Here is a 22,354-nt window from a genome sequence, read left to right on the forward strand (position 1 = left end):
CTGGGAATGCCGATACCAAAAACCGGTGCCTTACCACTTGGCGATACCCCAACAATAAACGATTACGATGACCGGGCGCTTTCAGTTGCCCAGGGCTTTCGTGAAATAGCCCAAGTCATCATGCAGGGGAGAGGTGTGGAGTCCGTGCGCTACCCATGTAGGCCAGCGTTTAGCTGACAACTGCGCGATTGCCTGTGCGGCCTGTTGCGTCTTAAACGCAGCAAACAAACAGGCGCCCGTGCCGGTTAGGCAACTGGGCGCATACTGTTCGAGCCAGTCGAGCGCTTCCGCAATCGGCGGATAGCGCTTCTTTACGACGGCTTCACAGTCGTTTCGCCACTCCTGCGCTCCCCCCTGCAGTGCGCGCGCCATAGTAATGGGGCGGCTGTCACGTGTCAATTGCGGGTCTTGGAAGACGCTGGGGGTAGAGACGCTAATGCCTGGATGAATAATTACGAACCACGGAGCATCAAGCGTGACCGGGGTAAGCTGTTCACCTACGCCTTCTGCCCAAGCGGTGTGCCCATGCACAAAAACCGGTACGTCGGCCCCTAACTGCAATCCAAGCTCGGCTAACGCGTTAAGAGACAAGCCTAATCGCCAAATATGATTGAGCCCCACCAAAACAGTCGCTGCGTTGGAGCTGCCGCCGCCCAGCCCTCCACCCATCGGCAGGTGCTTTTCAACATCGAGAGTAATGCCCAGGTGTGTTCCGCTATATTGCTGTAATAGGCGTGCGGCGCGCACAATCAAATTGTCATCGTGATCAACGCCGCTAACCGCATTTTTAAGGTGGATTTCACCATCACGCCGAGGCGTAAAGGTAATATTGTCGCAAAAATCAATAATCTGAAATAGCGTTTGCAAGCTGTGATAGCCGTCTTCACGACGGCCCACTATATGCAGCATTCGATTAAGTTTTGCCGGTGCTGGTAGCGTTAGTGATGCGATCATGTAGGCTCTTTTGCGTGCGCTTAATTACTCGCCGCTGGCTTGCCATTGATTCACCACTAGGGTGATGCGAACGTCGTCATAGAGCATGACTAGCCGGCGAGGCAGCCATAGTTCATCGACTCTTTCCCAGTCACGGTAATCGATTTCCCAGCCGTCTTGAGTCAGATGGCTTGGAAAGCCGAGCTCGTCGGTTTCGATTTGATAACTGCCATGTTCACCGGGTAGGCCGCGCACCCAGTCGGGCATGGCGCTGACCGGGAGTGCCCAGCCAAGCTGTTCTTCCATGAGCGCTTCGGGAGTTTCTGCTTCAAAACGCCCGTCGCTGTTGGAGAGGGAAAAACGTCCTTCACGGCCTTCAAGCACGTTACGTCCGCCGCCAAACGGGCCACTGATCAGCATGCGGAAATAGTGGGGGTGCTGGTTCCAGTCAAGGTTGGCGCTTATGTTTTCTTCCGGCGTGCGCAGGCCTGCCTTGCCTACCAGTGCCCAGGTGTCAAACGCTTCAACGTCGGCCTGTTGGCGCTCCCACTGGCCGGATTGGCGGCCACTTTCATCGATGGGGCCTTGGGATGCACAGCCAGCGAGTAACAGCAGTGCCATGCCCGCCAGCCAGAGGTGTGAAGAAGGAAGAGCAAGCGGGAGGCGGGATGAAAGGGACGTCATTGTCAGCATAAGCAGGCTCCATGTTAAATAAGGGTAAGTGCAAGATGAATATTTTAGCGTAAGGAGTAGGGTACCATTATTGATCAATGCCCTTCTCAGTCGGTACGTTGATTTTAACGTGCCATTGATGATTTTTGTTAAGGCGTTAGTTCCGGGTGACGCTGCAGTAGCTCGTCAATTAGCGGATGCCGGTCGGTTCGCTGCATGACTTGCTGGAGAACTCGGCGCGCTTCTTCATCACGCCCTAGCGCCTGAAGTACTTCTGCTAAATGCGCCCCGACCTCTTGGTCCGGCAGTTGCGCGTAGGCGCTTTCTAACCAGGATAACGCTTCTTCCAAATTGCCAAGACGGTAGTAGGCCCAGCCCATGCTGTCGAGTACGGCAGGATTGCTGGGATCTGACTCATACGCACGTTCAATAAACTCAAAGGCCTCTTCCAGGCGATCAGGCAGATTCAAATCAATTAGCGTGTAGCCCAGTGCATTAAGCGCTTCGGCATTGTTTGGGTCAGTGACCAGCACTTGGCGTAAATCTTTTTCCATGCCGGTAATATCGCCCGTTCCCCAGCGGCGCATTGCTCGCATATACAGTAACGCTTCGTCGTCAGGCGTGCGTGTTATTTCTCGATCTAGCAGCGCGGCAGCGTCTTCTCGCTGATTCGCTTCATCCAACAGCTGCACTTCGAGCATTACCAGCTCAGTGAAATAACGCTCGGAGCGCATTCGCTCAATGCGTAGAAAGGCGCGTGCATCAAGCAGGCGGTCTTCTTCAAGCAGCATTTGGGCCGCTGTCGCACGCGCGGGCATAAATTCATCGCCCTCGCTGACTTGGCGGTAGTAAAGCAAGGCGTTGTCGATATCGCCCTGGGCCTGGGTGATGGCGCCCAGCAGGTAATACGCTAAGTTGGGTACGTCGGGTTGACCGATCAGCGGCTGGAGTAAGCGTTGAGCGGGAGCGGGGTGGCCCTCTTCAAAATAAAGCTGGGCCAAAGCTAAACGCAGCTCTTGATTGCCGCCATGGCTTTCCAGCAGCGCGTCCGTTTGAGCTTCGGCAGCGCTGATATTGCTAAGCCGAATTTCCGCCTGCGCTAATAGCAAGATAAAGCGGACATCGTCAGGGGCCAAGCTAAGGCCCCGCTCGGCGGCTTGCTGAGCCGCTTTTAGGTTGCCTGTTTCAAAGGCTAAGCGCGCGTTCGCGAGCCATAAAGCGGCTAACTCAGGTTCGCTTGCCTCGACTTGGTCAAGCCGCTGCTGAGCGCTGGCAGTGTCGCCAAGCGCCGCCTCAATCAATGCGGTGGCTAGCACGACATCGCTATGGTGCTCTAACTGCGCGGCATTGGGTTGAGCTAAGTGATTGCGCATCTGTTGGGCGATTAACGTCAATGGCGCATTTTCATCGACGGCAATCTCTGCAAAGGCAGTTAAATCGCCGTGCCCGCCTGCTTCAACAATGGAAAGACGCTGGGCTAGGCTGTCGAGCCAATCACCGCGCTGCAGCGAAAAAGCCGCCAGTAGGCGATTAGGTGTTTCTGCTTGAGGCGCCAGCTCGCGCCAGCGCAGTGCCGAGGCTTCTATTAAGGAGGTTTCATTGCCAAAGCGGGCGGCGAACGTAGCCCGCTCAGCGAGCGCCGGCTCCTGATAGCGCTGCGCGGCATCAAGATAGCCTTGGCTGGCGTAACGATAGTCGCCGCGTTGGCCAGCAAGCTCTGCCCCTAACAGTGCGCTGAGCCCTGCTGCATCAAGCCCGCGCGTAATAGGAGGAGCGGTGCGCATGGGGTCATCTGTCCATGGGCCTAACGGTCCATCCTGCGAGCTAGGTGCAGATTGACAGGCGCTTAGCATCATCGCAGCAGCGGTCATGGATAATAGGGTCGAACCCCTTAAAATAGAGCCCATCGATGTGGTGCCCAGTAATGTAGAGCGAAGTCGCATGCATCTCTCAATTAAGTGGCCGAATGTTCAGCATAGCGGCTTGCCTGCCTGCGGCAAAGTGGTGTGAGCCAGATGATTGCCTGCTGTGATAGAATGTTCCTCCTTGAAAAAGTGATTAGCAATCTCTATGCATAAATAATGTGCCTCACTTTGACCATACCTAAGACTTGTTTTAGCAAGCCCCAATTGACGTTACAGCTGCCGGCTTTGATCAGCGGCTGACGAAAAGTCCGACACACTAGCGAAGACGCATAACGCATGACGCTTCTTGCCCTGGGAATAAATCATCGTACCGCCACCGTGGCCGTGCGTGAGCAGGTCGCTTTTACGCCAACGCAGCTTGATGCCGCGCTGGCCGAATTGCGTGGCCTGCCACAAATTAGTGAAGCGGTCGTGCTATCCACCTGTAATCGCACGGAGCTTTACTGTGTCACGGATGCGGCTGGTGAACAGGCAGTATTGAATTGGCTTGGGCGCTTTCATAACCTTCGCGTCGATGAGCTGACTCGCTGTGCCTATCACTATTTAGACAACGATGCGGCGCGCCATTTGATGCGCGTAGCCGTTGGCCTGGACTCTATGGTGCTGGGCGAGCCGCAGATCCTGGGGCAGTTGAAGGATGCCTATCAGCAGTCACGTCAGTCCAAAGGTTTAGGCGGCGAGCTTGAGCGACTCTTCCAGCATACTTTTGCCGTCGCTAAACAGGTGCGCACCGAAACCGGTATTGGCAAAAACCCTGTTTCAGTGGCGTATGCCGCTGTCAGCATGGCCAGCCGTATTTTTGATGATTTCAGCCGTTCGCGCGCGCTATTGATTGGCGCCGGTGAAACCATCGAGCTGGTGGCTCGGCATTTAAATGAGGCGGGCGTTCGTCAACTGACCGTAGCGAATCGTACTCGTGAGCGCGCCGAGCGTGTGGCAGGGCCCTTGGGTGCGTCGGCGATTACCCTACAAGAAATTCCCGAAGCGCTTGAGCATGCCGATATCGTGATCTCCTCTACCGCATCGCCGCTGCCTATTCTGGGTAAAGGTATGGTTGAGCGAGCGCTTAAAAAACGTCGCCACCGGCCGATTTTTATGGTGGATATTGCCGTGCCCAGGGATATCGAGCCCGAAGTCGGCGAGCTGGCGGATGTATTTCTCTATACCGTGGATGACTTGGAAGAAGTGATCCAAGAGAATCGCCGTCATCGTCAGGTGGCCGCAGACCAAGCCGAATCATTAATTGAGCACGGCGTCGGAAGTTGGCAGCACGAACGGCGTATTCGTAACGGCGGCGAGTTAATCCGTGACTATCGCCAGCAGGGTGAGGCGCTGCGTGATCTTACCCGCGACCAGGCCTTAGCGCGGCTGGCAAGTGGTGAAGACCCCGCTAAAGTCATTGAGCGCTTAGCGCACCAATTGACCAACCGCCTGCTTCATCAGCCGACACAGGCAATACGCGATGCTGCGTCTGAAGAGCGCCACGAGCTGCTGAATGCGGCGACGCGCCTACTTCTGCCCGCCAAACCTGCTTTTGAAACCACGCCTGTGCCTAACCGTCAGAAGGATGATACGCCCGCATGAAAGAGACTTTGCGCCAACGCTTAGACAGCTTTACGGAACGCTTTGAAGAGCTGGCGATGCTGCTGTCTGATCCAGAGGTGATCAATAACCAGCAGCGTTTTCGCGACTACTCGCGTGAGTATTCCGAGCTAGAAGAGCTGGTTGCTGCCTGGCAGCAGTATCGTGACGTTGAAGCCAATATGCAGGATGCCGAGCAGCTTAGCGGTGATAGTGATGCGGATATGCGTGAATTGGCCGAGATGGAGCTTAGCGAAGGGCGCGATCGGCTAGCTGAGCTGGACATTGAATTAAAGCGTTTGCTCGTGCCTAAAGACCCTGATGATGGGCGCGGGGTGTTTCTGGAAGTCCGCGCGGGGACCGGCGGCGATGAGGCGGCTATTTTTGCCGGTGACCTATTTCGTATGTACTCACGCTATGCCGAAAAGCGCGGTTGGCGAGTGGAAGTGGTCAGCGCCAGTCACGGCGAGCAGGGTGGTTACAAAGAGATTATCTCCCGCGTTAAAGGCGATGGCGTATACGCACAGCTGAAGTTTGAATCGGGTGCTCATCGGGTGCAGCGCGTACCCGCAACCGAATCACAGGGGCGTATTCATACCTCTGCCTGCACGGTCGCGGTGATGCCAGAAGTGGATGAGATCGGTGATGTCACGATTAATCCCGCCGACCTGAGAGTGGATACCTACCGCTCCAGTGGCGCCGGTGGTCAGCACGTTAACACCACCGACTCGGCAATCCGCATTACCCATTTACCTACCGGCGTCGTGGTGGAGTGTCAGGAAGAACGCAGCCAACATAAAAACCGCGCCAAAGCGATGTCGCTGCTGGCAGCGAAATTGAAGCGCAATGCCGTCGATGCTCAGCATCAAACGCAGTCGGATGCGCGGCGTTCGCTGGTAGGCTCTGGGGATCGCAGTGAGCGGATCCGCACCTATAATTTTCCGCAAGGGCGGATTACCGATCACCGGATTAATTTGACGCTTTATAAGCTCAATGAAGTGGTGAGCGGTGAACAGCTTGACGACGTCATCAGCCCGCTGATTCATGAGTATCAGGCGGAACAGCTTTCTGCTCTTCAGGACGCCTAATGTCGTTTGATGCGCTGCTTAAACAGGCAGCACAGCGTTTGCAGGCGGCGGGCTCGCTTTCACCGCGAGTCGATGCAGACGTGCTGTTAAGCCACGTTACCGGACGTGATCGAACCTGGCTTTATACCTGGGGCGACCAGCGCTGCCCGACTTGGGAACATGCACGTTTTAATGCCCTCGTGGCGGCACGTGCTCAAGGGACGCCCGTCGCTTACTTAATTGGCGAGCGCGAGTTTTGGGGGCTGCGTTTAGCCACCTCGCCCGATACGTTAATTCCCCGGCCTGATACAGAAACTCTAGTAGCACAGGCGCTTAGCCGAGCCACAGCGTCGGCAGGCCGCCTGCTTGATCTTGGTACGGGTACTGGCGCTATCGCGCTAGCGTTTGCCAGCGAGCGGCCCGCTTGGGAAGTGCTAGGAATGGATGTGCGCGCCGAAGCGGTAGCATTGGCCGTTCGTAATGCACTGGCGTTGGCGATTACCAATGCCGCGTTTTGCCAAAGCGACTGGTTTAGTGCTTTAAATATCGACGAGAAGAGCGTGGCGTCGTTCGATATGATCGTGAGTAATCCTCCTTATATTGCTGCCGATGATCCACATTTAGCGCAGGGCGATGTACGCTTTGAACCTCGTTCTGCACTAGTGGCAAAGGCCGATGGCATGGCCGATTTACTGCATCTGGTAAATGCCGCTCAGCGCTATTTGGCGCCTTCCGGCTGGCTAATGCTTGAGCATGGCTACACCCAGGCGAATAAAGTACGCATGGCGCTGAGCAGCGCGGGCTATCAAAACGTTGAAAGTGTTTGTGACCTAGGCGGACATGAACGCGTTACTCTTGGGCGCTTAAAATAACGGCCCGATTATTAGCAATGGATTCTGGCATGAAACCTAAAAATAGAACGCTGGACCGTATCGACCTTAAAATTTTGCGCTGTCTACAAGAAAATGCGCGCATCTCCTACGTTGATTTAGCCTCAGAGGTTGGGTTATCCACAACGCCTTGTCTTGAACGCGTTAAGCGACTGGAGAGGGCTGGTATTATTCGTGGCTACCAAGCGATTCTTGATCCGCGGGCTTTAAAGGCCAATTTATTAGTCTTTGTTGAGATCAGCTTAGAGACACAGTCGCCTGCCGTTTTTGATGAGTTTCGGCGCGCCGTCGAAAAACTCCCTCAGATCCAAGAGAGCCATCTTGTCTCCGGCCAGTTCGACTACATCTTAAAATGTCGTATCCCTGAAATGGCCGCTTACCGCCAGCTATTGGGCGATGTCGTGTTAACGCTGCCAGGTGTGAAAGAATCCAAAAGCTATGTGGTGATGGAAGAGGTGAAAGAGAGCTTTAATTTACACATTCCCGCCTATGAGGAATTTGAGGATAAGTAAGCCCATGATGGATGACCAGGCGCTGCTGCGCTATAGCCGCCAGATCATGCTGCCCGAGGTTGATATAGAGGGCCAAGAACGTCTTCAGTCGACCCATGCGCTGATTGTTGGCGCCGGCGGTCTTGGCTCACCGGTTGCGCTCTATTTAGCGGCTGCGGGCGTGGGGAGTATCACCATTGCCGATGCTGATCACGTTGAGCTTTCCAATCTTCAGCGCCAAATCGCTCACCAGCAGGCTAGCATCGGTGGCAATAAAGCGCGCTCAGCTCAAGCCAGCATGCAGGCGCTTAATCCGCACTGTCGCGTTATCGCGTTAGATCAGCATGTAGACGGTGACGCACTTGAACGCTTAGTCGCGTCTGTGGATGTCGTGCTGGACTGCACCGATCGTTTTTCAAGCCGCTATGCAATCAATGCAGCATCACAAAAGACCGGTGTACCGTTGGTTTCTGGCGCCGCCATACGATTTTCTGGCCAACTGGCGGTATTTGACCCCCGTCGAGCTGATTGCCCCTGCTACGCCTGCCTTTATCCGCCGGATGATAGCGGCGACGAAGCGCTCAGCTGTTCAGAAAGCGGCATTGTGGCGCCTCTTGTCGGCTTAATTGGCTGCTTTCAAGCGGTGGAGGCTTTCAAACTACTCAGCGGCGCCGGCACACCCCATCAAGGGCTCTCCACGTTTGATGGTTTGAGCGGCCAATGGCGCCACTTTCAGGTTCCAAGAGACCCAGCCTGCCCGGTATGTGCATCGCTTCGGTAAGGGCTAGACGTCGGGCTACGTTACACGCGGGCTGAAACGCGCAGACGAATATAATCTGCTGTCCAGTTTCCTTGCTCATCACGAAGGCTGTGCTCCAACAGCATCAAGGTGTTCTTTAGCACCGCTTCGCGTACGCTTTCATCCAAACCATGCATAAACGGGCTGGCAAACGTTTTTAACCATCCTGCCATGCCGGTCGGTAGCGGCGTTGGGCGAGGAATCAGGGCGATACTTTCAACATCAAAACCGGCATTTTCTAACCGCTCCGCATACTCGATAGGGGTGGGGAAGTACCACGGGTGACGGCCTTCAATGCTAATGCCGCGCTGGTGCAGCGCAGCAATCAGTGCCGTACAAATTGCCGCTACATTACCGTGGCCACCAAATTCGGCTACAAATCTACCGCCGGGTTTTAATGCCCGCTTCACGCCTACCAAGACTGCGTGCGGATCAAGCATCCAGTGCAGAGCCGCATTGCTGAACACTGCGTCAAACTCATGGTCAAAAACCAGCTGATGAGCGTCAACGGTTTGTGCGGAAATGCCGCGCCTACGTGTTGAATGCACCATGTCTTCTGATGCATCGACGCCTAGGACATTCGCTCCAAGTTGAACGAGACGCTCGGTTAAAGCACCGTCACCGCAGCCAAGATCCAAAATTCTTTCACCAGCTTGAGGCGCCAAAAGTTTAAGAACATCGCTGCCTAGCTTCGGTACAAAGTCAGCATTCTCGGCATAGCCACTGGCATTCCACTTTTGGCCAGGGGCATTTTGAGGTGTATGAGTCATATCTGCTTTTAAGCCTCGCGATTATTTCAACAGGTGTCAGTCAGTATGCAGCATACGCTAGTCCTGTCAGGCTGTGAGATACTGTCAGCCTATATCCAGTGCTTATATCGGTAAGTGTTAACTCGAAAAGTGCTATTCAGATAAGCGAGGTTCCATGAACGACGTTATTGAACTGTTAAAATCCCACCGCTCGATCCGTAAATTTAGCGACAAATCAATTCCGCGAGAGCTACTGCTAGAGCTGATTCAGGCGGGGCAGGGCGCGGCGACTTCCAGCCATGTTCAAGCCTATACCGTTATTCATGTGAAAAATCCGGCAAACCGCGAACAGATTGCGGAGCTGGCCGGTGGGCAGAGTTATGTTACTACCTGTGCAGACTTTCTAGTGTTCTGTGCCGATATGAAACGGCCTACAGAGGCATCTGAATACACTGGTGCCAACGTCATCCGCGGTATGACCGAGCAGCTGTTGGTCGCGACGGTAGATACGGCGCTAATGGCGCAAAACGTGGCAGTGGCGGCGGAGTCTGAAGGGCTGGGCATTTGCTATATTGGCGGCATCCGCAATAATCCCCAGGCGATTAGTGATTTGCTGCGACTCCCTGAGCACGTTTATCCAGTGTTTGGAATGTGCCTTGGCTATCCTGATCATGCACCTGAAGTTAAGCCCCGCCTACCGGTAGAGGCCATTCTGCAAGAAGACTACTACACTGAACATAGCGATCAGATTCAAGCGTTCGACGCTACTATGCTGGCTTACTATCAAGCGCGTAGCAGCAGTAATAAAGATACTGACTGGTCGCATAATCTTAAACCACTGTTCGATAACAAGCTGCGTCCTCATATGCGTGATTTCTTGATCAAGCGCGGCTTTGAAATGAAGTAAAGTGTAAGGATATAAGCGGCGCGGCATTCTGCTGCATAGGCTGTTTGGAAAAGAGGGCGATCAACTGCGCACTGAAGCCTGCTACCGCCGATGTGGCGGTGGCATCGTCCATTTTAGCGAGGATCAGATAGCCACTGCTGAGCTCTACCAGGGTGCTCACTGCTGACGCATTATTCTTACCCTTGATCAGATCGCCCACCCAATGTCCGGGCATTTCGCGTTTACTAACCTCGGGCGGGCGCAAATGGATACTGACCATATCAGGGATTTGGCCACGACGATCCACTTCGCCACGACGAGGTTTACGGGTGGTTTTTCCTTGTCGCAAACAGTGAATCAGCTCTTTGCGCAGGTGACCAACCGGTAATGCATAAAGGGCCGTGTAGATGGTCTCGCGGCAGGCCTAGGCATCGCTCAAGTCAGGTAGTTTCATAGCCTTGAGCTTGCCGCTAACCTGCTCGGGAGACAAGCGCCGTCGCACCAGATGAACGATGAGATCAAAGCGCTCGGTGCCTGGCATCAGCTTACGCTTCAGGAGTTGGGCAATGCGCCTTAGGCTCATCCCCTGGGCTTGTCCAACCTGAATACTGGCACGCTCTTCAATACTGAGTTCGATGTATGACATGAGGAAACACCTTAATGGAATACACAGGTGTTGCACTGGTGATCCCCCCTTTTAGCTTTTTTTAGATATTGTTTTTTATGTCGCGTAATTAGGGTATAACGAAATGATAAGCCTCAGAAAAACACCGCAGCGCCGTTGGTACGGAATATACGCAAACACTGCATCAATTCAAGAAAAATAACAGGAAGTTATGTTAATGATTGACGATCAGGCATGGAGGAGACTGTTGGGTTGACTCAATGGATAGTCAAAGCTCATTCCCACGTATAACATATTGAAATTAGGTGAAATTGCTAATGTAGGATTTGGCTTAGCTGATTTTTATATGCTGACTACGACCGTTTCTATCTCAAATGCTTTTAGTTAGTCGCTAAGTGTCTGTGCGACACTGCGATAAAGACTCTTTAAACAGGGCGATTCATCATGTTCACCGGACTAAGTGCGTTTCCGTTAACCCCTATGAACGAGCAGGGCATCCAAGATAATGAGCTGATGTATTTAGTAGAGCATTTAGCCAGTGCTGGAGTGGACTCCATTGGCGTGCTGGGATCGACCGGCAGCTATGCTTATTTAAGCCAAGAAGAGCGAGCGCGTGTCGCCCTGCTTAGTGTGGAAAGCGCAGCCAGTGTGCCTGTTGTGGTGGGTATTGGTGCACTACGTACCCGCGATGTGTTAGCCAATGCAGAAAACGCCCAAAAAGCAGGTGCCAGCGGGGTGCTGCTAGCTCCTGTTTCCTACCAAAAGCTTACCGATAACGAGGTGTTTGATCTTTATGAAACGGTTTGCCGTTCGCTGAGTGTGCCGCTTTGCGTTTATGACAACCCCGGCACTACCCACTTTGAGTTCAGCGATGAACTGCATGGTCGTATTGCTCAACTGCCCTGTGTGCGCTCAATTAAAATTCCACCTGTCGTTAATGATCTTGAGGGTGCCCGCGAGCGTGTGGCACGGTTGCGCAAGCTCATCCCTAATGATGTCACGATAGGTATTAGCGGCGATCCTGCTGCGGCAACAGGTCTAATCGCAGGGTGCGATGCCTGGTATTCCGTCGTTGGGGGGCTATTTCCTAAGCAGGCGCTGGCCATCACGCAAGCCGCTCAATCGGGGGATGTTCAACGAGCCTGCGCGCTTTCCGATGCCCTTGAGCCATTGTGGGGACTTTACCGAGCCCACGGCGGCAGCTTGCGTGTCGCCGCTACTATTGCCGAAATAACGGGCATGGTAACCCAACCATGCCTGCCGCAGCCTCTTACATCGCTGCAGGGAGTAGACCGAGAAAGAGTAGAGCAGATAGTGGAACAGCTTAGGTTAGAGTAATACTGCGAAACCAAAAACGCCCAGCTAGGCCGGGCGTAATACGAATAAGTAACCTGCTATGCAATCTATGCTGATATGGCCATTATGCGGCTATGACTTACTCGGTAAGCGTTAATAAGCGATCAGCATAATCAGTGAACAGACCATCGACTCCCCACTCGATTAAGCGCTCCATCTCTTCAGATTCGTTGGCCGTGTAAATATGAACGGGCAGGCCATTCTCCTGAGCCTGGTGAATAAATGCTTCGTCAATCACCACTTGCTGTTCATACATGTAGTTGGTACCAATCCCAACGGCGTACTCCGCGACCGCTTGGAAATCCGCATCGGTGATCTCTTCTGGCCCCGGCGTTACCCCCGTCCACTCTACAAGGCGAGTGTTATCTTCTTCACTAGGGTAGTACCACACCAGTTGAATCAGCGGCACGTTCTCATTTAATTCATGCACTTTGAGCAGGCTGTCCTGCTCAAAGGACTGCACTAATACACGACCACTCTCAATCATATCGTGCTCTTCAAGCACTGCTACCAAGGCCTCTTCTAAGCCAGGATTCAACTGAGGAGACTTGGTTTCAATGTAATAGCGGGCATCGTGGCCAAAGCGCTCAAATAGCTCATCTAGCGTTAGCATCTGCGCGCCTTCAAAGGCAGTGTCGGCGCTATCGGGGTTCTCTTCGTTAAACCAGGTGCCGATATCCAGCGCTTTTAGTTCTTCTAACGTGTAATCATTAATCGCGCCTTCACCGTCGCTGGTGCGGTCAATGGTGTCATCATGGAATACCACCAACTCGCCATCGGAGGTGATTTGAACGTCCAGCTCCAAATAATCGACGCCCCATTTGTGGGCCAGCTCATAGGCTGCCATGGTGCTTTCAGGGGCATGGCCGCTGGCGCCTCGGTGAGCAATTACCTGAAATGACTGAAGATCCTGTAACTGCTGTTCCAATGGCATTGTTTCCGCCAGCGCGGTGGTGGCAGCACCGCCGAAAAGCCCCAGGGATATTGTCGTAACCAGTAAACAGCGTTGCATGGAAATTCCTTCGTTGAATGTCTGTTTAATAACCCTACACGGATTGAATAGTGAAAGCCAAACAGGCATTCAACGTCGCCTAGTTCAACGTAATGAGCAAGGGGAGTTACATGGAGAGTTGCATGGATAGTTACATGGATAGTTACATGGATAGTTACATGTAAAGCTGTATAAAATAAATCTAATTAAAAAGCGGTATGAACATACGTTATCAATGCCATGGAACTGCTCGTCTTGAGAGCAATCTTTTTATGTCATTAACACCGCAGTAAACAAGTAATCAAAGGCGCATAACGATGGCATTACATACCGAGCATCATCGATCCCACCGAGCAGCTTGATACTCGGTGTTGCAGCCGTCAGTACCTCACAGAGCGATATCATGCTGGCAGGCGTTGTTGGTCTAGTGGCCAGCTGCGACCTTTACCACGGGCGCGCTATTGCCACTGTTGCGGCTCTAGCTGGCGGAGCTCCTATCTTGAAAGCTGCAGCTAGAGTGATGTTCTGGGGCGCGCTCGCGATGGCGCTAACCTCTGCCATCGGTCGTGTGTTTGGAGTTGTGGCTTGAATGCGTGAGCGCCAAATGTAGTGTTTGTATCGAAGCGCTGGATGTTAGCGAGGAGCCTGCAGATGGCATCACCAACATCCCGCTCACGTATCTCTGGCAACTATCGTTGCTGACGTTCTTGGGTCAGACTTCAGCATTGCTGCGCCCAGAAGCTTCAATCACCTCGTGGTGTATGCGTTGCTGCTGCTCAGCTGAGAGGTTTTGGTACGCACAATCAAATAGTTGCTGTGCGTATCGCTCGAAAAGAGTTGCAAGGCTAGGCGGTGTTTTTTTTATCTGCTCTGCTCTTGCTAGCCCCAGCACACTAGTCAGTTTCCTATACTCATCCATGACTTGGTTACGCATCGCATGACAGTACTCTGCTGCCTCAAGATAACTCATTCTGCCTGCTGAAATGTCTGCTTTAGCAGCCGAAGAAATACGCTGAATTTGCGATATATAACGTGCCCGGGTATGAGCATCGTTACTCGTGCGTTCTGCCTCTGTCATAGGGTCCTCCTGGTAACGACTAGGCGTACAGCGCTCACTGATTCATTATAGCTTCATCACCTCAAGCTCACGCTTAAGCCATTCTGCCAGTGGCTCGCTGCGGGGCCATCGACTCTATGAAGGTCTTAACGTAGGTAAGTAAATGCAGGGGGAAAATGAATCAGCAATAGGTTGAATTATGCCCAGGTGCCTGCACATATTAACAAATAACTCATTCGCAAGGAGTCGTAATGACAACGTTAGTGATTGGCGCGAACGGACAGATTGGCAGACAGTTTTGCGAGTTGGCACAGCAGGCAGGAACGTCTATCAAGGCGATGATCCGAAGTGAAGAGCAGGCGACGTGGTTTAAAGAGCGCGATATTAGCACTGTCATCGCCGACCTAGAGGGTGAGTTTGAACACGCTTTCAAAGGCTGTGATCAAGTGGTCTTTACTGCTGGCTCTGGCCCTCACGCAGGTCCGGATAAAACCCTGATGATTGATCTTTACGGTGCCATTCGCACGGCTGATATCGCCAAGCAAAAAAGTCTCTCTCGCTACCTGATGATCAGCGCCATGCGTGCAGAAAAGCCATTGGAAGCACCCGAGAAAATGCGCCCCTACATGGCCGCGAAATTTGCTGCTGATGCCTACCTTCGCAACAGCGGTATGCCTTACGTCATTCTCAAGCCTGGGCGTTTTACCGATGAAGCCGCGAGTCAGAAGTTTGCCAGTTCACTGGAGGAAGCAGGCGACAACCAAGTCTCACGAGCAAACGTAGCCCATGCGCTACTTCACGCTGTGCAAAAAACAGATGTGGTCAATCAGGAGTATCTGCTACTGGATGGCAAACGCTCGATTGGCGAGATCATTGGATAAGCTTGCCCATGAATCCTATCGATATTGGCAGCGCTTACGACCAGATCACCCATCTCTGGCAAAGCGAGAAATTCAATCTCGCCAACGGCATGGAGGCGCATAAAAGGGCACTGTCGTTTGTTAAAAACCGAGGTAAGGCGCTGGATATCGGCTGTGGCTGTACAGGCCGTTTTATCGGCCTGCTTCAACGGGAAGGATTTACCCCCGAAGGCGTGGATATTTCCGCCGAAATGCTGCGCCTCGCTAAGCAGAAGCACCCTGATGTGACCTTTCACCACCAGGATATTTGCCAATGGCAACTGCCGGGAAAATACGACCTCATCACCGCCTGGGACAGCATTTGGCATATTCCGCTGGCGCAGCAAGAGAGTGTCATCACGAAGATCATCAATAGCCTGAACGAAGGGGGTGTGTTTATCTTCTCTTTCGGCGGCACAGATGAACCCGGCGAGCATACGGATAACTTTATGGGGCCAGAAGTCTGCTACTCCTCGCTTGGCACCAATGGCTTCTTATCCTTACTCATGAAATTAGGTACGGTGTGCAAACATCTGGAGTACGACCAGCACCCGGAATTGCATACTTATTTGATTGTGCAGAAAGGATAACCTTGAAAAGTATCAGTGCCCGTCTATCCGTTCCCCTCTATCAGTTCCCGCTTAAGCCATTCAGCTAGTGGCTCGCTGCGGCGGCTATTAATGTGTTTAGGTAACCACAAGCAGAGTCTGGCAGGCGTTTCGATATACCCCCAGGGCGCGATCAGCCGCCCACTCTTTAGGTCGTCTTCCACCAACAGGCGAGGGGCAATCGCCACGCCCAAGCCTGCCACTGCGGCTTCCATTAAGTAGTAGAGGTGATCAAACCCTTGGCCTTTATTGAGCGCCGTTTCCAGTTGTGTCAATTCAAGCCCTTGGGCGTTGGCCCATTGCGGCCAGGCCTGGGGTCGGGAAGCGGTGTACAGCAACGTGTTGGTAAATAGTGTTTCTGGCTTGGTGGAGTCGATGTGTGCCATCAGTTGGGGGCTTGCTACCGCGCAGATCTGTTCCGGCATTAGCTCAAATACCTCCACATCCGCGGGCCAGGGCGGCTCGGAAAACGCCAGAGTGGCATTGGCATCCGTATGCGCGCCGGGTTGCTCTGTTTCGCTCACGACGACTTGCAGTTTTAATTCTGGTTGCTCGCGGTGCAGGCGATCCAGCCTGGGAATCAACCACCGGGCCAGCAAGCTGCCAGGGCATGCGAGCGTGAAGGGCGCTTCTTCCACATCATGCTTGAGCGCTGTGCAACTATCCTTGAGGCGAGCGAACGCCTCACCGACTCCGCTTTGAAGCTTTTCGCCATGCGGTGTAAGCACAATGCCACGGCCCGCTTTAGTGAACAGTGTCACGCCAAAATGCTCATTAAGGCTCTTTAGCTGGCGGCTAACAGCGCCATGGGTAACGTTTAGCTCATCGGCAGCCGCGGTCACACTACCCAGCCTGGCAGCGGCTTCAAAGGCACGTAGGGCGCTAAGCGGTGGCATGCTGTTTTGCATATAACGTCCTGACTGATAGTTGAGTAAAACTCACAGATGGCTGCCATCTTATCGATTTTTATCGGTGAACGCCTGGGTTACTTTCAAGGCTATCCACAGCGTACCCAAATGGCATTCGAGGTCGTAATGAATACACCCATAAACCTGTCTACCAGCCTGCCTGATGGCAATGGCATGTTTGGCAGTTTCGGCGGACGCTTTGTCGCGGAAACGCTGATGCCGCTGATTTTAGAGCTGCAAGACGAATACGCCACCGCCAAAAACGACCCTGAGTTTAAGCGCCAGCTTGCCTACTTTCAGGGTGATTATGTGGGTCGGCCAAGCCCACTCTACTTTGCTGAGCGGCTGACCGAGCACTTTGGTGGGGCGAGTATCTATTTGAAGCGCGAAGAACTGAATCACACCGGCGCGCACAAGATTAACAACTGCATCGGTCAGGTGTTGTTGGCCAAGCAGATGGGCAAAAAGCGCATCATCGCCGAAACCGGTGCTGGCATGCACGGTGTCGCCACTGCCACGGTTGCGGCGCGCTTTGGCCTACCGTGTGTCATTTACATGGGGGCAACCGACATCGAACGTCAGCAGCCCAACGTATTCCGCATGAAGTTGTTGGGCGCGGAAGTGATCCCTGTTACCTCGGGCACCGGCACGCTAAAAGACGCCATGAACGAGGCGTTGCGCGACTGGGTAACGAATGTCGACGACACCTTCTACATTATTGGCACCGTGGCGGGGCCGCACCCATACCCGGCCATGGTGCGCGACTTCCAAGCGGTCATTGGCCACGAAACCCGCAGCCAAATGTTTGAAAAGCATGGCCGCTTGCCGGATTCGCTGGTGGCCTGTATTGGCGGGGGCTCCAACGCCCTGGGGCTGTTTCACCCATTCCTTGATGAGCCCGAGGTAACGATGATCGGCGTAGAAGCGGGCGGCAAAGGCGTTGAAAGTGGCCTGCACGCGGCCAGCCTGAACGGCGGCACCCCTGGCGTGCTACACGGCAACCGCACTTACTTGCTGCAAAACGAAGATGGCCAGATTATCGACGCGCACTCGATTTCCGCCGGGCTGGATTATCCCGGCATTGGGCCCGAGCACGCATGGCTCCATGAGCAGGGGCGGGTTGAGTACGTTTCGGCCACTGACGACGAAGCGCTGGAAGCGTTTCAGATCTGCTGCCGCCAGGAGGGCATTATTCCAGCCCTGGAAACCGCCCACGCTTTAGCCGAAGTGGCCAAGCGCGCACCAACGCTGCCCCGCGAGCACTTGATGGTGGTCAATCTCAGTGGCCGTGGTGACAAGGACATGATGAGCGTCGCCCATCATCTTGGTGAAAAATTCGGGGTTAAACAGCTATGATCGCAACACTGGAGAACGTCATGCCCCATACCTCTCGTCTTGAACTTTGCTTTGCTGCTCTCAAGAAGCAAAACCGCCCAGCGCTGATCAGCTACCTAACGGCAGGTGATCCGGACGCCGAAACCTCCAAGCGACTGCTGCATGGGCTGCCCGCAGCAGGGGTAGACATCATCGAACTCGGTATGCCATTCAGCGACCCGATGGCTGATGGCCCTGCGATTCAAAAAGCCGCGCTTCGCGCCCTGGAAAATGGCCAAACCCAAGCCAAAACGCTGGAAATGGTGCGCCGCTTCCGTGAAGAGAATAGCACCACGCCCATTGTGCTGATGGGCTACTACAATCCCATTTACTGCTATGGCGTCGAGCGCTTTTTAACCGACGCAGCCCTCGCCGGCGTCGATGGCCTGATCGTGGTGGATCTTCCCCCTGAGCATGACGACGAGCTCTGCACACCAGCGGCCCAGCACGGTATCGATTTTATCCGCCTAGCGACGCCGACCACAGACGCTAAACGTTTGCCCAAGGTACTAGCGAATGCTTCTGGATTTATCTATTACGTCTCCGTGGCTGGTGTCACTGGCGGTAATGCAACAACGCCGGAACGGATTGAAGCTGCAGTAGGTCAACTGCGTGAACATACCGAGCTACCCATTGCCGTCGGCTTTGGTATTCGCACCGCCGAGCAGGCCGCCACCATTGGCCGCTACAGTGATGCCGTCGTGGTGGGCTCCGCACTGGTTGATTGTATTGAACACGCCAACACTCCCGACGACGCTGTAGAGCGGGTGCACGGCTTGGTCAGCGAGCTGGCGGAAAGCGTCAGGGCGTGTCGGAAGGTCGGGGAGCCGGTGAGTGGTTAAACCATACGTTGACTAAGCGGGCAGCGGTGCTGACCTGGCTGCTCGAAGCTGGCTAACATCAGCGCGCGGTGGGGCGCCGAACATACGGCTGTATTCGCGGCTGAAGTGGGAAGGGCTTTCATAACCCACTCGGTAGCTGGCGGTGGCCGCCTCGAGCCCCTCAGCCAGCATGAGTCGTCGGGCCTCGTGCAGACGGAGTTTCTTCTGATACTGAAGTGGCGACATGCGTGTGACTTCTCGGAAGCTGTGGTACAGCGTCGACTCGCTCATATTGGCGGCGGCGGCGAGCTCGCGGATCCGTAGAGGCTGGGTAAAGTTTTCCTTGAGGGAGTAGATGACTCGAGAAACCCGGTTAGCCTGGGAATCTGAGGCGGCAAACCTGCGCATGTGAGGTCCCATGGCGCCCATCAATGCCCGATAAATCAGTTCTCGACGGGCCAAGGGCGAAAGCACCTTAATATCTTCTGGTGAGTCGAGCAGACTCAGTAGTCGATAGAGCGCGCCCTGCATACGTGCATCCATAGGGGCCGATTTTAAGCCGCAGTCCATCTCGGAGCAGATAGCATCATTCCCGGCAGGCGGCGCTTTGTCACCCAGTTCCAGTATCAGCCCCGCGACCTCCTGAGGATCCACCGAGACCTTTACTGCCAGGAAGGGTTTTTCTGGAGTGGCATAGTCAATTCTGCCCACCACTGGGAGGTGAACGGCGCTACCCATGTAGCTGGGGCCGGTGTAGACGATCTCCTTGTCGCCCAGTAGTACGGTCTTGCTGCCCTGAATGACAAAGCACAAACAGGGCTCATACACGGCGCAGTGAAAACTGGTGTGTGCGTCAGCGCGCACCAGTTGCACCTCGGCAATCGCGGTGTCCTGGAGCCCTTCTGAGAACGCCCAACGGCGAGCGACTTGGCTTAATTGCTGTGGCAGACTTTCGGTACAATAGGCGATCTGATCAGGCGCGATAACGGTCACTGGCTCTCCTCCTTAACAGTTCGCAGTATAGGTCTTCGCTTGAGGAATCGAAGGCTTTTCGGTTGATTTTGCAGAATCAGGCAATCACCCCGTAGAAACCGACAATTCATACTAAGTGTCATGGCATCGTCATTGTGACTATGCACCGAAATAGGTCAGTCTCTTGACGTGTACGCCTTGGTAACCCTTTTTCTCGCCACGACAGAATTAGGCAATCTTCCCGCAGGAACCTGATACCTCCCATGCTCTTCCTTCATCTATGTTAGCTGATTATCTGGTCGGTGCTTGGTAGCTGGTCGTACCTCATGCCGCTTAACCGACGACATAACTGCCAACGCGGTACCCATCTATATCACGAACGCTGCTATCGGATGCCGGTAGCCATTGGAGCACGTCATCATGGGAAGTCTGTCTCAAAGAACCCGCTTTGCTAGTAGCAGGACGTTGATCCCGTTACTGCTACTAACAGCCTTGCTGACCGGGTGCGAGGCTCAGAGCGAGGAGACGGCAGCGCCATCATCGCCGCCACCGCCGGAAGTCGACGTAGCGGAAATCGTTGCTCAGCCTGTGGTGTTGAGTGAGTCATTTACCGGCCGGGTGGAAGCCGCAGAAACGGTCGAGTTAAGAGCCCGGGTGAGTGGCTATATCCAGGAAGTGGCCTTTGAGGAGGGCGAGCTGGTAGAGCAGGGGGATCTGCTGTTCCTGATTGATCCACGGCCTTATCAGGCGCGTGTTGGCGCCGCCCAGGCGGATCTTGCCCAGGCCAGGAGCCAACTTGCCCAGGCGGGCAGCGAAGCCGAGCGCGCCCGGGTATTGCTTGGCCGTCAAGCCATTTCTCAAGAGGTGCATGACCAGCGTCAATCGGCCCTGAGTAATGCCCGCGCCATGGTGGATGCCGCCGAAGCCGCATTGGATACCGCCGAGCTGGACCTGGAATACACCCGCATTACGACGCCCGTCAGTGGTCGCGCCGGTCGGGCCATGGTGACCCTGGGTAATCTGGCCAACGCTGATCAGAGCCTGTTGACCACGCTGGTGAGCATTGATCCGGTACACGTCTACTTCGAAGCGGACGAGCAGGCCGCATTTGCCAGCCAGGCACTCCTGATTAGTGACGCGCCGAACAGCCTAACGATTGAGCTGGGCGGTGACCCGGAGCGCCAGTACACGGGTACTCTGGACTTTATCGACAACCGTTTGAACCCCAACACAGGTACTTTGCAGTTTCGGGCGGTGCTGGCCAACCCGGATGGCCGCATTCGACCAGGGGAGTTTGCGCGGGTCGAAATGCCGGTCGCTCGTTTAGAGCAAGCATTACTGGTAGATCGTAAGGCAGTGCTGACCAATCAGGATCGCCGCTACGTCTATGTCGTCAATGAGAATAACCTGGCAGAGCAGCGCCAGGTAACCACAGGGCGGCAGGTGGCAGAACGCACAGTCATCACCGACGGGCTTCAAGCGGGTGATCGAGTGATCGTTAATGGCGTGCAAAAAGTTTTCTTCCCCGGAATGGAAGTGAGCCCGCAAAGCGTAGCGACCGCCCCGGCGGCTGATACACAACCCACCATTGCTGCCAGGGAAGAGTAAGCCGCCATGAACTTCTCCCGTTTCTTCGTGGACCGACCGATTTTTGCGGCGGTGTTGTCGATCATTATTCTTGTGGTGGGACTGATCTCCATTCCCAACCTGCCGATCAGTGAGTACCCGGATGTAGTGCCGCCCTCCGTGGTTGTTCGCACGGTCTACCCCGGGGCTAACCCGAAGGAGATCGCCGAGACGGTCGCCACGCCGTTGGAAGAGGCCATCAATGGCGTTGAGGACATGATGTACCTCAAGTCTGTCTCTGGTTCTGACGGTGTGTTGCAGATGACCGTCACCTTCCGCCCCGGTACCGATGCCGAGGAGGCCGCGGTCCGGGTGCAGAACCGCGTTAGCCAGGCCGAGGCCCGGCTGCCGGAAGCCGTGCGTCGTCAAGGTGTAACCACCCAGAAGCAGTCACCCACGTTTCTGATGGTCGTTCACCTGACCTCACCCAGCGGTGAATACGACACCCTTTACCTGCGTAACTATGTACGGCTGAATGTCCGCGATCGTCTGGCCCGGCTCGAAGGGATAGGGGATGCGCAAATTTTCGGTGGCGGGGACTACGCCATGCGGGCGTGGCTCGATCCTGATCGAATAGCGGCCCGCGGCCTGACGGCCAGTGACGTGGTGGGCGCCATGCGCGAACAGAATGTGCAGGTCTCCGCTGGGCAGTTGGGGGCCGAACCGATTGAAGATAGTGACTTTCTCACCCTGATCAACGCCCGTGGGCGATTGGAAACGGTGGAAGAATTTGGCGATATCGTGCTGAGCCGTGGTGACAGCGGCGAATTACTCAGGCTTTCGGATGTGGCTAGGCTCGAAATGGGAGCAGGGAACTATACACTGCGTTCGCAGCTCGACGGCCAGAACGCGGTAGGTATAGGAATCTTCCAGGCCCCAGGGGCCAATGCGCTGGAGATTCGCGAGCAGGTCATCGCCACCATGGACGAGTTGTCCGAACAGTTCCCGGAAGGCGTTGAGTATGAAGCGGTTTATGACACCACGATCTTTGTTAATGATTCTATAAAGTCAGTGATAGCTACTCTACTGGAAGCCGTGCTGCTGGTGGTGTTGGTGGTCATGCTGTTCCTGCAAACCTGGCGTGCCTCTATCATCCCGTTGCTGGCAGTGCCGGTTTCGGTGAT

The 22,354-nt window shown here is 54.5% G+C and carries 21 protein-coding genes and 1 pseudogene; 13 read left to right on the forward strand and 9 right to left on the reverse strand.

The window, feature by feature from the left end:
* Positions 1-81 precede the first annotated feature (81 nt).
* The 3 genes from ispE to ACTH5D_RS12110 all read right to left on the reverse strand — a co-directional run bounded on the left by ispE (position 82) and on the right by ACTH5D_RS12110 (position 3,548).
* Complete coding sequence (ispE, locus tag ACTH5D_RS12100) at positions 82-954, reverse strand: 4-(cytidine 5'-diphospho)-2-C-methyl-D-erythritol kinase (protein WP_441671572.1); 873 nt, start codon at positions 952-954, stop codon at positions 82-84.
* Positions 955-978: 24 nt separating this feature from the next.
* Positions 979-1,626: a lipoprotein insertase outer membrane protein LolB gene (lolB, locus tag ACTH5D_RS12105; protein ID WP_441671574.1), complete on the reverse strand. Its 648-nt coding sequence runs from the start codon at positions 1,624-1,626 to the stop codon at positions 979-981.
* 128 nt (positions 1,627-1,754) lie between these two features.
* Positions 1,755-3,548: a tetratricopeptide repeat protein gene (locus ACTH5D_RS12110; RefSeq protein WP_441671576.1), complete on the reverse strand. Its 1,794-nt coding sequence runs from the start codon at positions 3,546-3,548 to the stop codon at positions 1,755-1,757.
* 258 nt (positions 3,549-3,806) lie between these two features.
* Here ACTH5D_RS12110 and hemA point away from each other — a divergent pair, with 258 nt between their 5' ends.
* Genes hemA through ACTH5D_RS12135 form a run of 5 tightly spaced genes read left to right on the forward strand, consistent with a single transcriptional unit; the run spans position 3,807 to position 8,340 of the window.
* Positions 3,807-5,114, forward strand: coding sequence for a glutamyl-tRNA reductase (hemA, locus tag ACTH5D_RS12115; protein ID WP_441671578.1), 1,308 nt, complete (start codon positions 3,807-3,809; stop codon positions 5,112-5,114).
* The gene (gene prfA, locus ACTH5D_RS12120; protein WP_441671580.1) at positions 5,111-6,199 is read left to right on the forward strand and encodes a peptide chain release factor 1; all 1,089 of its coding nucleotides are present in this window, start codon (positions 5,111-5,113) and stop codon (positions 6,197-6,199) included. The genes hemA and prfA overlap by 4 nt, the downstream gene beginning before the upstream one ends.
* A complete protein-coding gene (gene prmC, locus ACTH5D_RS12125; RefSeq protein WP_441671582.1) occupies positions 6,199-7,050 on the forward strand; it encodes a peptide chain release factor N(5)-glutamine methyltransferase in 852 nt (283 codons plus the stop codon). The genes prfA and prmC overlap by 1 nt, the downstream gene beginning before the upstream one ends.
* Positions 7,051-7,079: 29 nt before the next feature.
* Positions 7,080-7,580, forward strand: a complete 501-nt coding sequence (locus ACTH5D_RS12130) for a winged helix-turn-helix transcriptional regulator (protein ID WP_441671584.1) — start codon at positions 7,080-7,082, stop codon at positions 7,578-7,580.
* A 4-nt stretch (positions 7,581-7,584) separates the two neighbouring features.
* Positions 7,585-8,340 (forward strand): HesA/MoeB/ThiF family protein, encoded by a 756-nt coding sequence (locus ACTH5D_RS12135; protein WP_441671586.1) that lies wholly within the window; start codon positions 7,585-7,587, stop codon positions 8,338-8,340.
* A gap of 20 nt (positions 8,341-8,360) precedes the next feature.
* On the opposite strand, the gene ACTH5D_RS12140 is transcribed toward ACTH5D_RS12135, so the two are convergent.
* On the reverse strand, positions 8,361-9,128 hold the full coding sequence (locus ACTH5D_RS12140) for a class I SAM-dependent methyltransferase (protein ID WP_441671588.1): 768 nt from the start codon (positions 9,126-9,128) through the stop codon (positions 8,361-8,363).
* Positions 9,129-9,282: 154 nt separating this feature from the next.
* On the opposite strand from ACTH5D_RS12140, the gene nfsA reads away from it, so the two are divergent.
* A complete protein-coding gene (nfsA, locus tag ACTH5D_RS12145; protein ID WP_441671590.1) occupies positions 9,283-10,014 on the forward strand; it encodes an oxygen-insensitive NADPH nitroreductase in 732 nt (243 codons plus the stop codon).
* A gap of 61 nt (positions 10,015-10,075) precedes the next feature.
* Here nfsA and ACTH5D_RS12150 read toward each other — a convergent pair.
* Positions 10,076-10,639 (reverse strand): annotated as a pseudogene (locus tag ACTH5D_RS12150) (IS30 family transposase); the annotation flags it as partial.
* A gap of 423 nt (positions 10,640-11,062) precedes the next feature.
* On the opposite strand from ACTH5D_RS12150, the gene ACTH5D_RS12155 reads away from it, so the two are divergent.
* Complete coding sequence (locus ACTH5D_RS12155) at positions 11,063-11,956, forward strand: dihydrodipicolinate synthase family protein (protein ID WP_441671592.1); 894 nt, start codon at positions 11,063-11,065, stop codon at positions 11,954-11,956.
* Positions 11,957-12,053: 97 nt separating this feature from the next.
* On the opposite strand, the gene ACTH5D_RS12160 is transcribed toward ACTH5D_RS12155, so the two are convergent.
* Positions 12,054-12,986 (reverse strand): glycerophosphodiester phosphodiesterase, encoded by a 933-nt coding sequence (locus tag ACTH5D_RS12160; RefSeq protein ID WP_441671594.1) that lies wholly within the window; start codon positions 12,984-12,986, stop codon positions 12,054-12,056.
* 691 nt (positions 12,987-13,677) lie between these two features.
* A complete protein-coding gene (locus ACTH5D_RS12165) occupies positions 13,678-14,043 on the reverse strand; it encodes a hypothetical protein (protein WP_441671596.1) in 366 nt (121 codons plus the stop codon).
* Positions 14,044-14,273: 230 nt separating this feature from the next.
* On the opposite strand from ACTH5D_RS12165, the gene ACTH5D_RS12170 reads away from it, so the two are divergent.
* Positions 14,274-14,903, forward strand: coding sequence for an SDR family oxidoreductase (locus ACTH5D_RS12170; protein ID WP_441671598.1), 630 nt, complete (start codon positions 14,274-14,276; stop codon positions 14,901-14,903).
* An 8-nt stretch (positions 14,904-14,911) separates the two neighbouring features.
* Positions 14,912-15,511 (forward strand): class I SAM-dependent methyltransferase, encoded by a 600-nt coding sequence (locus ACTH5D_RS12175; protein WP_441671600.1) that lies wholly within the window; start codon positions 14,912-14,914, stop codon positions 15,509-15,511.
* A gap of 23 nt (positions 15,512-15,534) precedes the next feature.
* On the opposite strand, the gene ACTH5D_RS12180 is transcribed toward ACTH5D_RS12175, so the two are convergent.
* Positions 15,535-16,437, reverse strand: coding sequence for a LysR family transcriptional regulator (locus ACTH5D_RS12180; protein ID WP_441671602.1), 903 nt, complete (start codon positions 16,435-16,437; stop codon positions 15,535-15,537).
* A gap of 126 nt (positions 16,438-16,563) precedes the next feature.
* Here ACTH5D_RS12180 and trpB point away from each other — a divergent pair, with 126 nt between their 5' ends.
* Entirely contained in the window at positions 16,564-17,793 is a 1,230-nt protein-coding gene (gene trpB / locus ACTH5D_RS12185; protein WP_441671612.1) for a tryptophan synthase subunit beta, read from the forward strand.
* A 20-nt stretch (positions 17,794-17,813) separates the two neighbouring features.
* Positions 17,814-18,653, forward strand: a complete 840-nt coding sequence (trpA, locus tag ACTH5D_RS12190; RefSeq protein ID WP_441671604.1) for a tryptophan synthase subunit alpha — start codon at positions 17,814-17,816, stop codon at positions 18,651-18,653.
* A gap of 12 nt (positions 18,654-18,665) precedes the next feature.
* Here trpA and ACTH5D_RS12195 read toward each other — a convergent pair whose 3' ends face one another.
* Positions 18,666-19,625, reverse strand: a complete 960-nt coding sequence (locus ACTH5D_RS12195; protein ID WP_441671606.1) for an AraC family transcriptional regulator — start codon at positions 19,623-19,625, stop codon at positions 18,666-18,668.
* 399 nt (positions 19,626-20,024) lie between these two features.
* On the opposite strand from ACTH5D_RS12195, the gene ACTH5D_RS12200 reads away from it, so the two are divergent.
* Both ACTH5D_RS12200 and ACTH5D_RS12205 read left to right on the forward strand, forming a co-directional pair.
* Positions 20,025-21,212, forward strand: coding sequence for an efflux RND transporter periplasmic adaptor subunit (locus tag ACTH5D_RS12200; RefSeq protein ID WP_441671608.1), 1,188 nt, complete (start codon positions 20,025-20,027; stop codon positions 21,210-21,212).
* A gap of 6 nt (positions 21,213-21,218) precedes the next feature.
* The coding region (locus ACTH5D_RS12205; protein ID WP_441671610.1) for an efflux RND transporter permease subunit at positions 21,219-22,354 on the forward strand (1,136 nt) is incomplete at its 3' end.

It is taken from the genome of Halomonas sp. (assembly GCF_052095695.1).
Lineage (GTDB): Bacteria > Pseudomonadota > Gammaproteobacteria > Pseudomonadales > Halomonadaceae > Vreelandella.

What these genes read in the sequence shown, in the direction of transcription:
- ispE (WP_441671572.1), bottom strand. Translation starts at nt 954, where the DNA reads ATGATCGCATCACTAACGCTACCAGCACCGGCAAAACTTAATCGAATG.
- lolB (WP_441671574.1), bottom strand. Translation starts at nt 1,626, where the DNA reads ATGCTGACAATGACGTCCCTTTCATCCCGCCTCCCGCTTGCTCTTCCT.
- ACTH5D_RS12110 (WP_441671576.1), bottom strand. Translation starts at nt 3,548, where the DNA reads ATGCGACTTCGCTCTACATTACTGGGCACCACATCGATGGGCTCTATT.
- hemA (WP_441671578.1), top strand. Translation starts at nt 3,807, where the DNA reads ATGACGCTTCTTGCCCTGGGAATAAATCATCGTACCGCCACCGTGGCC.
- prfA (WP_441671580.1), top strand. Translation starts at nt 5,111, where the DNA reads ATGAAAGAGACTTTGCGCCAACGCTTAGACAGCTTTACGGAACGCTTT.
- prmC (WP_441671582.1), top strand. Translation starts at nt 6,199, where the DNA reads ATGTCGTTTGATGCGCTGCTTAAACAGGCAGCACAGCGTTTGCAGGCG.
- ACTH5D_RS12130 (WP_441671584.1), top strand. Translation starts at nt 7,080, where the DNA reads ATGAAACCTAAAAATAGAACGCTGGACCGTATCGACCTTAAAATTTTG.
- ACTH5D_RS12135 (WP_441671586.1), top strand. Translation starts at nt 7,585, where the DNA reads ATGATGGATGACCAGGCGCTGCTGCGCTATAGCCGCCAGATCATGCTG.
- ACTH5D_RS12140 (WP_441671588.1), bottom strand. Translation starts at nt 9,128, where the DNA reads ATGACTCATACACCTCAAAATGCCCCTGGCCAAAAGTGGAATGCCAGT.
- nfsA (WP_441671590.1), top strand. Translation starts at nt 9,283, where the DNA reads ATGAACGACGTTATTGAACTGTTAAAATCCCACCGCTCGATCCGTAAA.
- ACTH5D_RS12155 (WP_441671592.1), top strand. Translation starts at nt 11,063, where the DNA reads ATGTTCACCGGACTAAGTGCGTTTCCGTTAACCCCTATGAACGAGCAG.
- ACTH5D_RS12160 (WP_441671594.1), bottom strand. Translation starts at nt 12,986, where the DNA reads ATGCAACGCTGTTTACTGGTTACGACAATATCCCTGGGGCTTTTCGGC.
- ACTH5D_RS12165 (WP_441671596.1), bottom strand. Translation starts at nt 14,043, where the DNA reads ATGACAGAGGCAGAACGCACGAGTAACGATGCTCATACCCGGGCACGT.
- ACTH5D_RS12170 (WP_441671598.1), top strand. Translation starts at nt 14,274, where the DNA reads ATGACAACGTTAGTGATTGGCGCGAACGGACAGATTGGCAGACAGTTT.
- ACTH5D_RS12175 (WP_441671600.1), top strand. Translation starts at nt 14,912, where the DNA reads ATGAATCCTATCGATATTGGCAGCGCTTACGACCAGATCACCCATCTC.
- ACTH5D_RS12180 (WP_441671602.1), bottom strand. Translation starts at nt 16,437, where the DNA reads ATGCAAAACAGCATGCCACCGCTTAGCGCCCTACGTGCCTTTGAAGCC.
- trpB (WP_441671612.1), top strand. Translation starts at nt 16,564, where the DNA reads ATGAATACACCCATAAACCTGTCTACCAGCCTGCCTGATGGCAATGGC.
- trpA (WP_441671604.1), top strand. Translation starts at nt 17,814, where the DNA reads ATGCCCCATACCTCTCGTCTTGAACTTTGCTTTGCTGCTCTCAAGAAG.
- ACTH5D_RS12200 (WP_441671608.1), top strand. Translation starts at nt 20,025, where the DNA reads ATGGGAAGTCTGTCTCAAAGAACCCGCTTTGCTAGTAGCAGGACGTTG.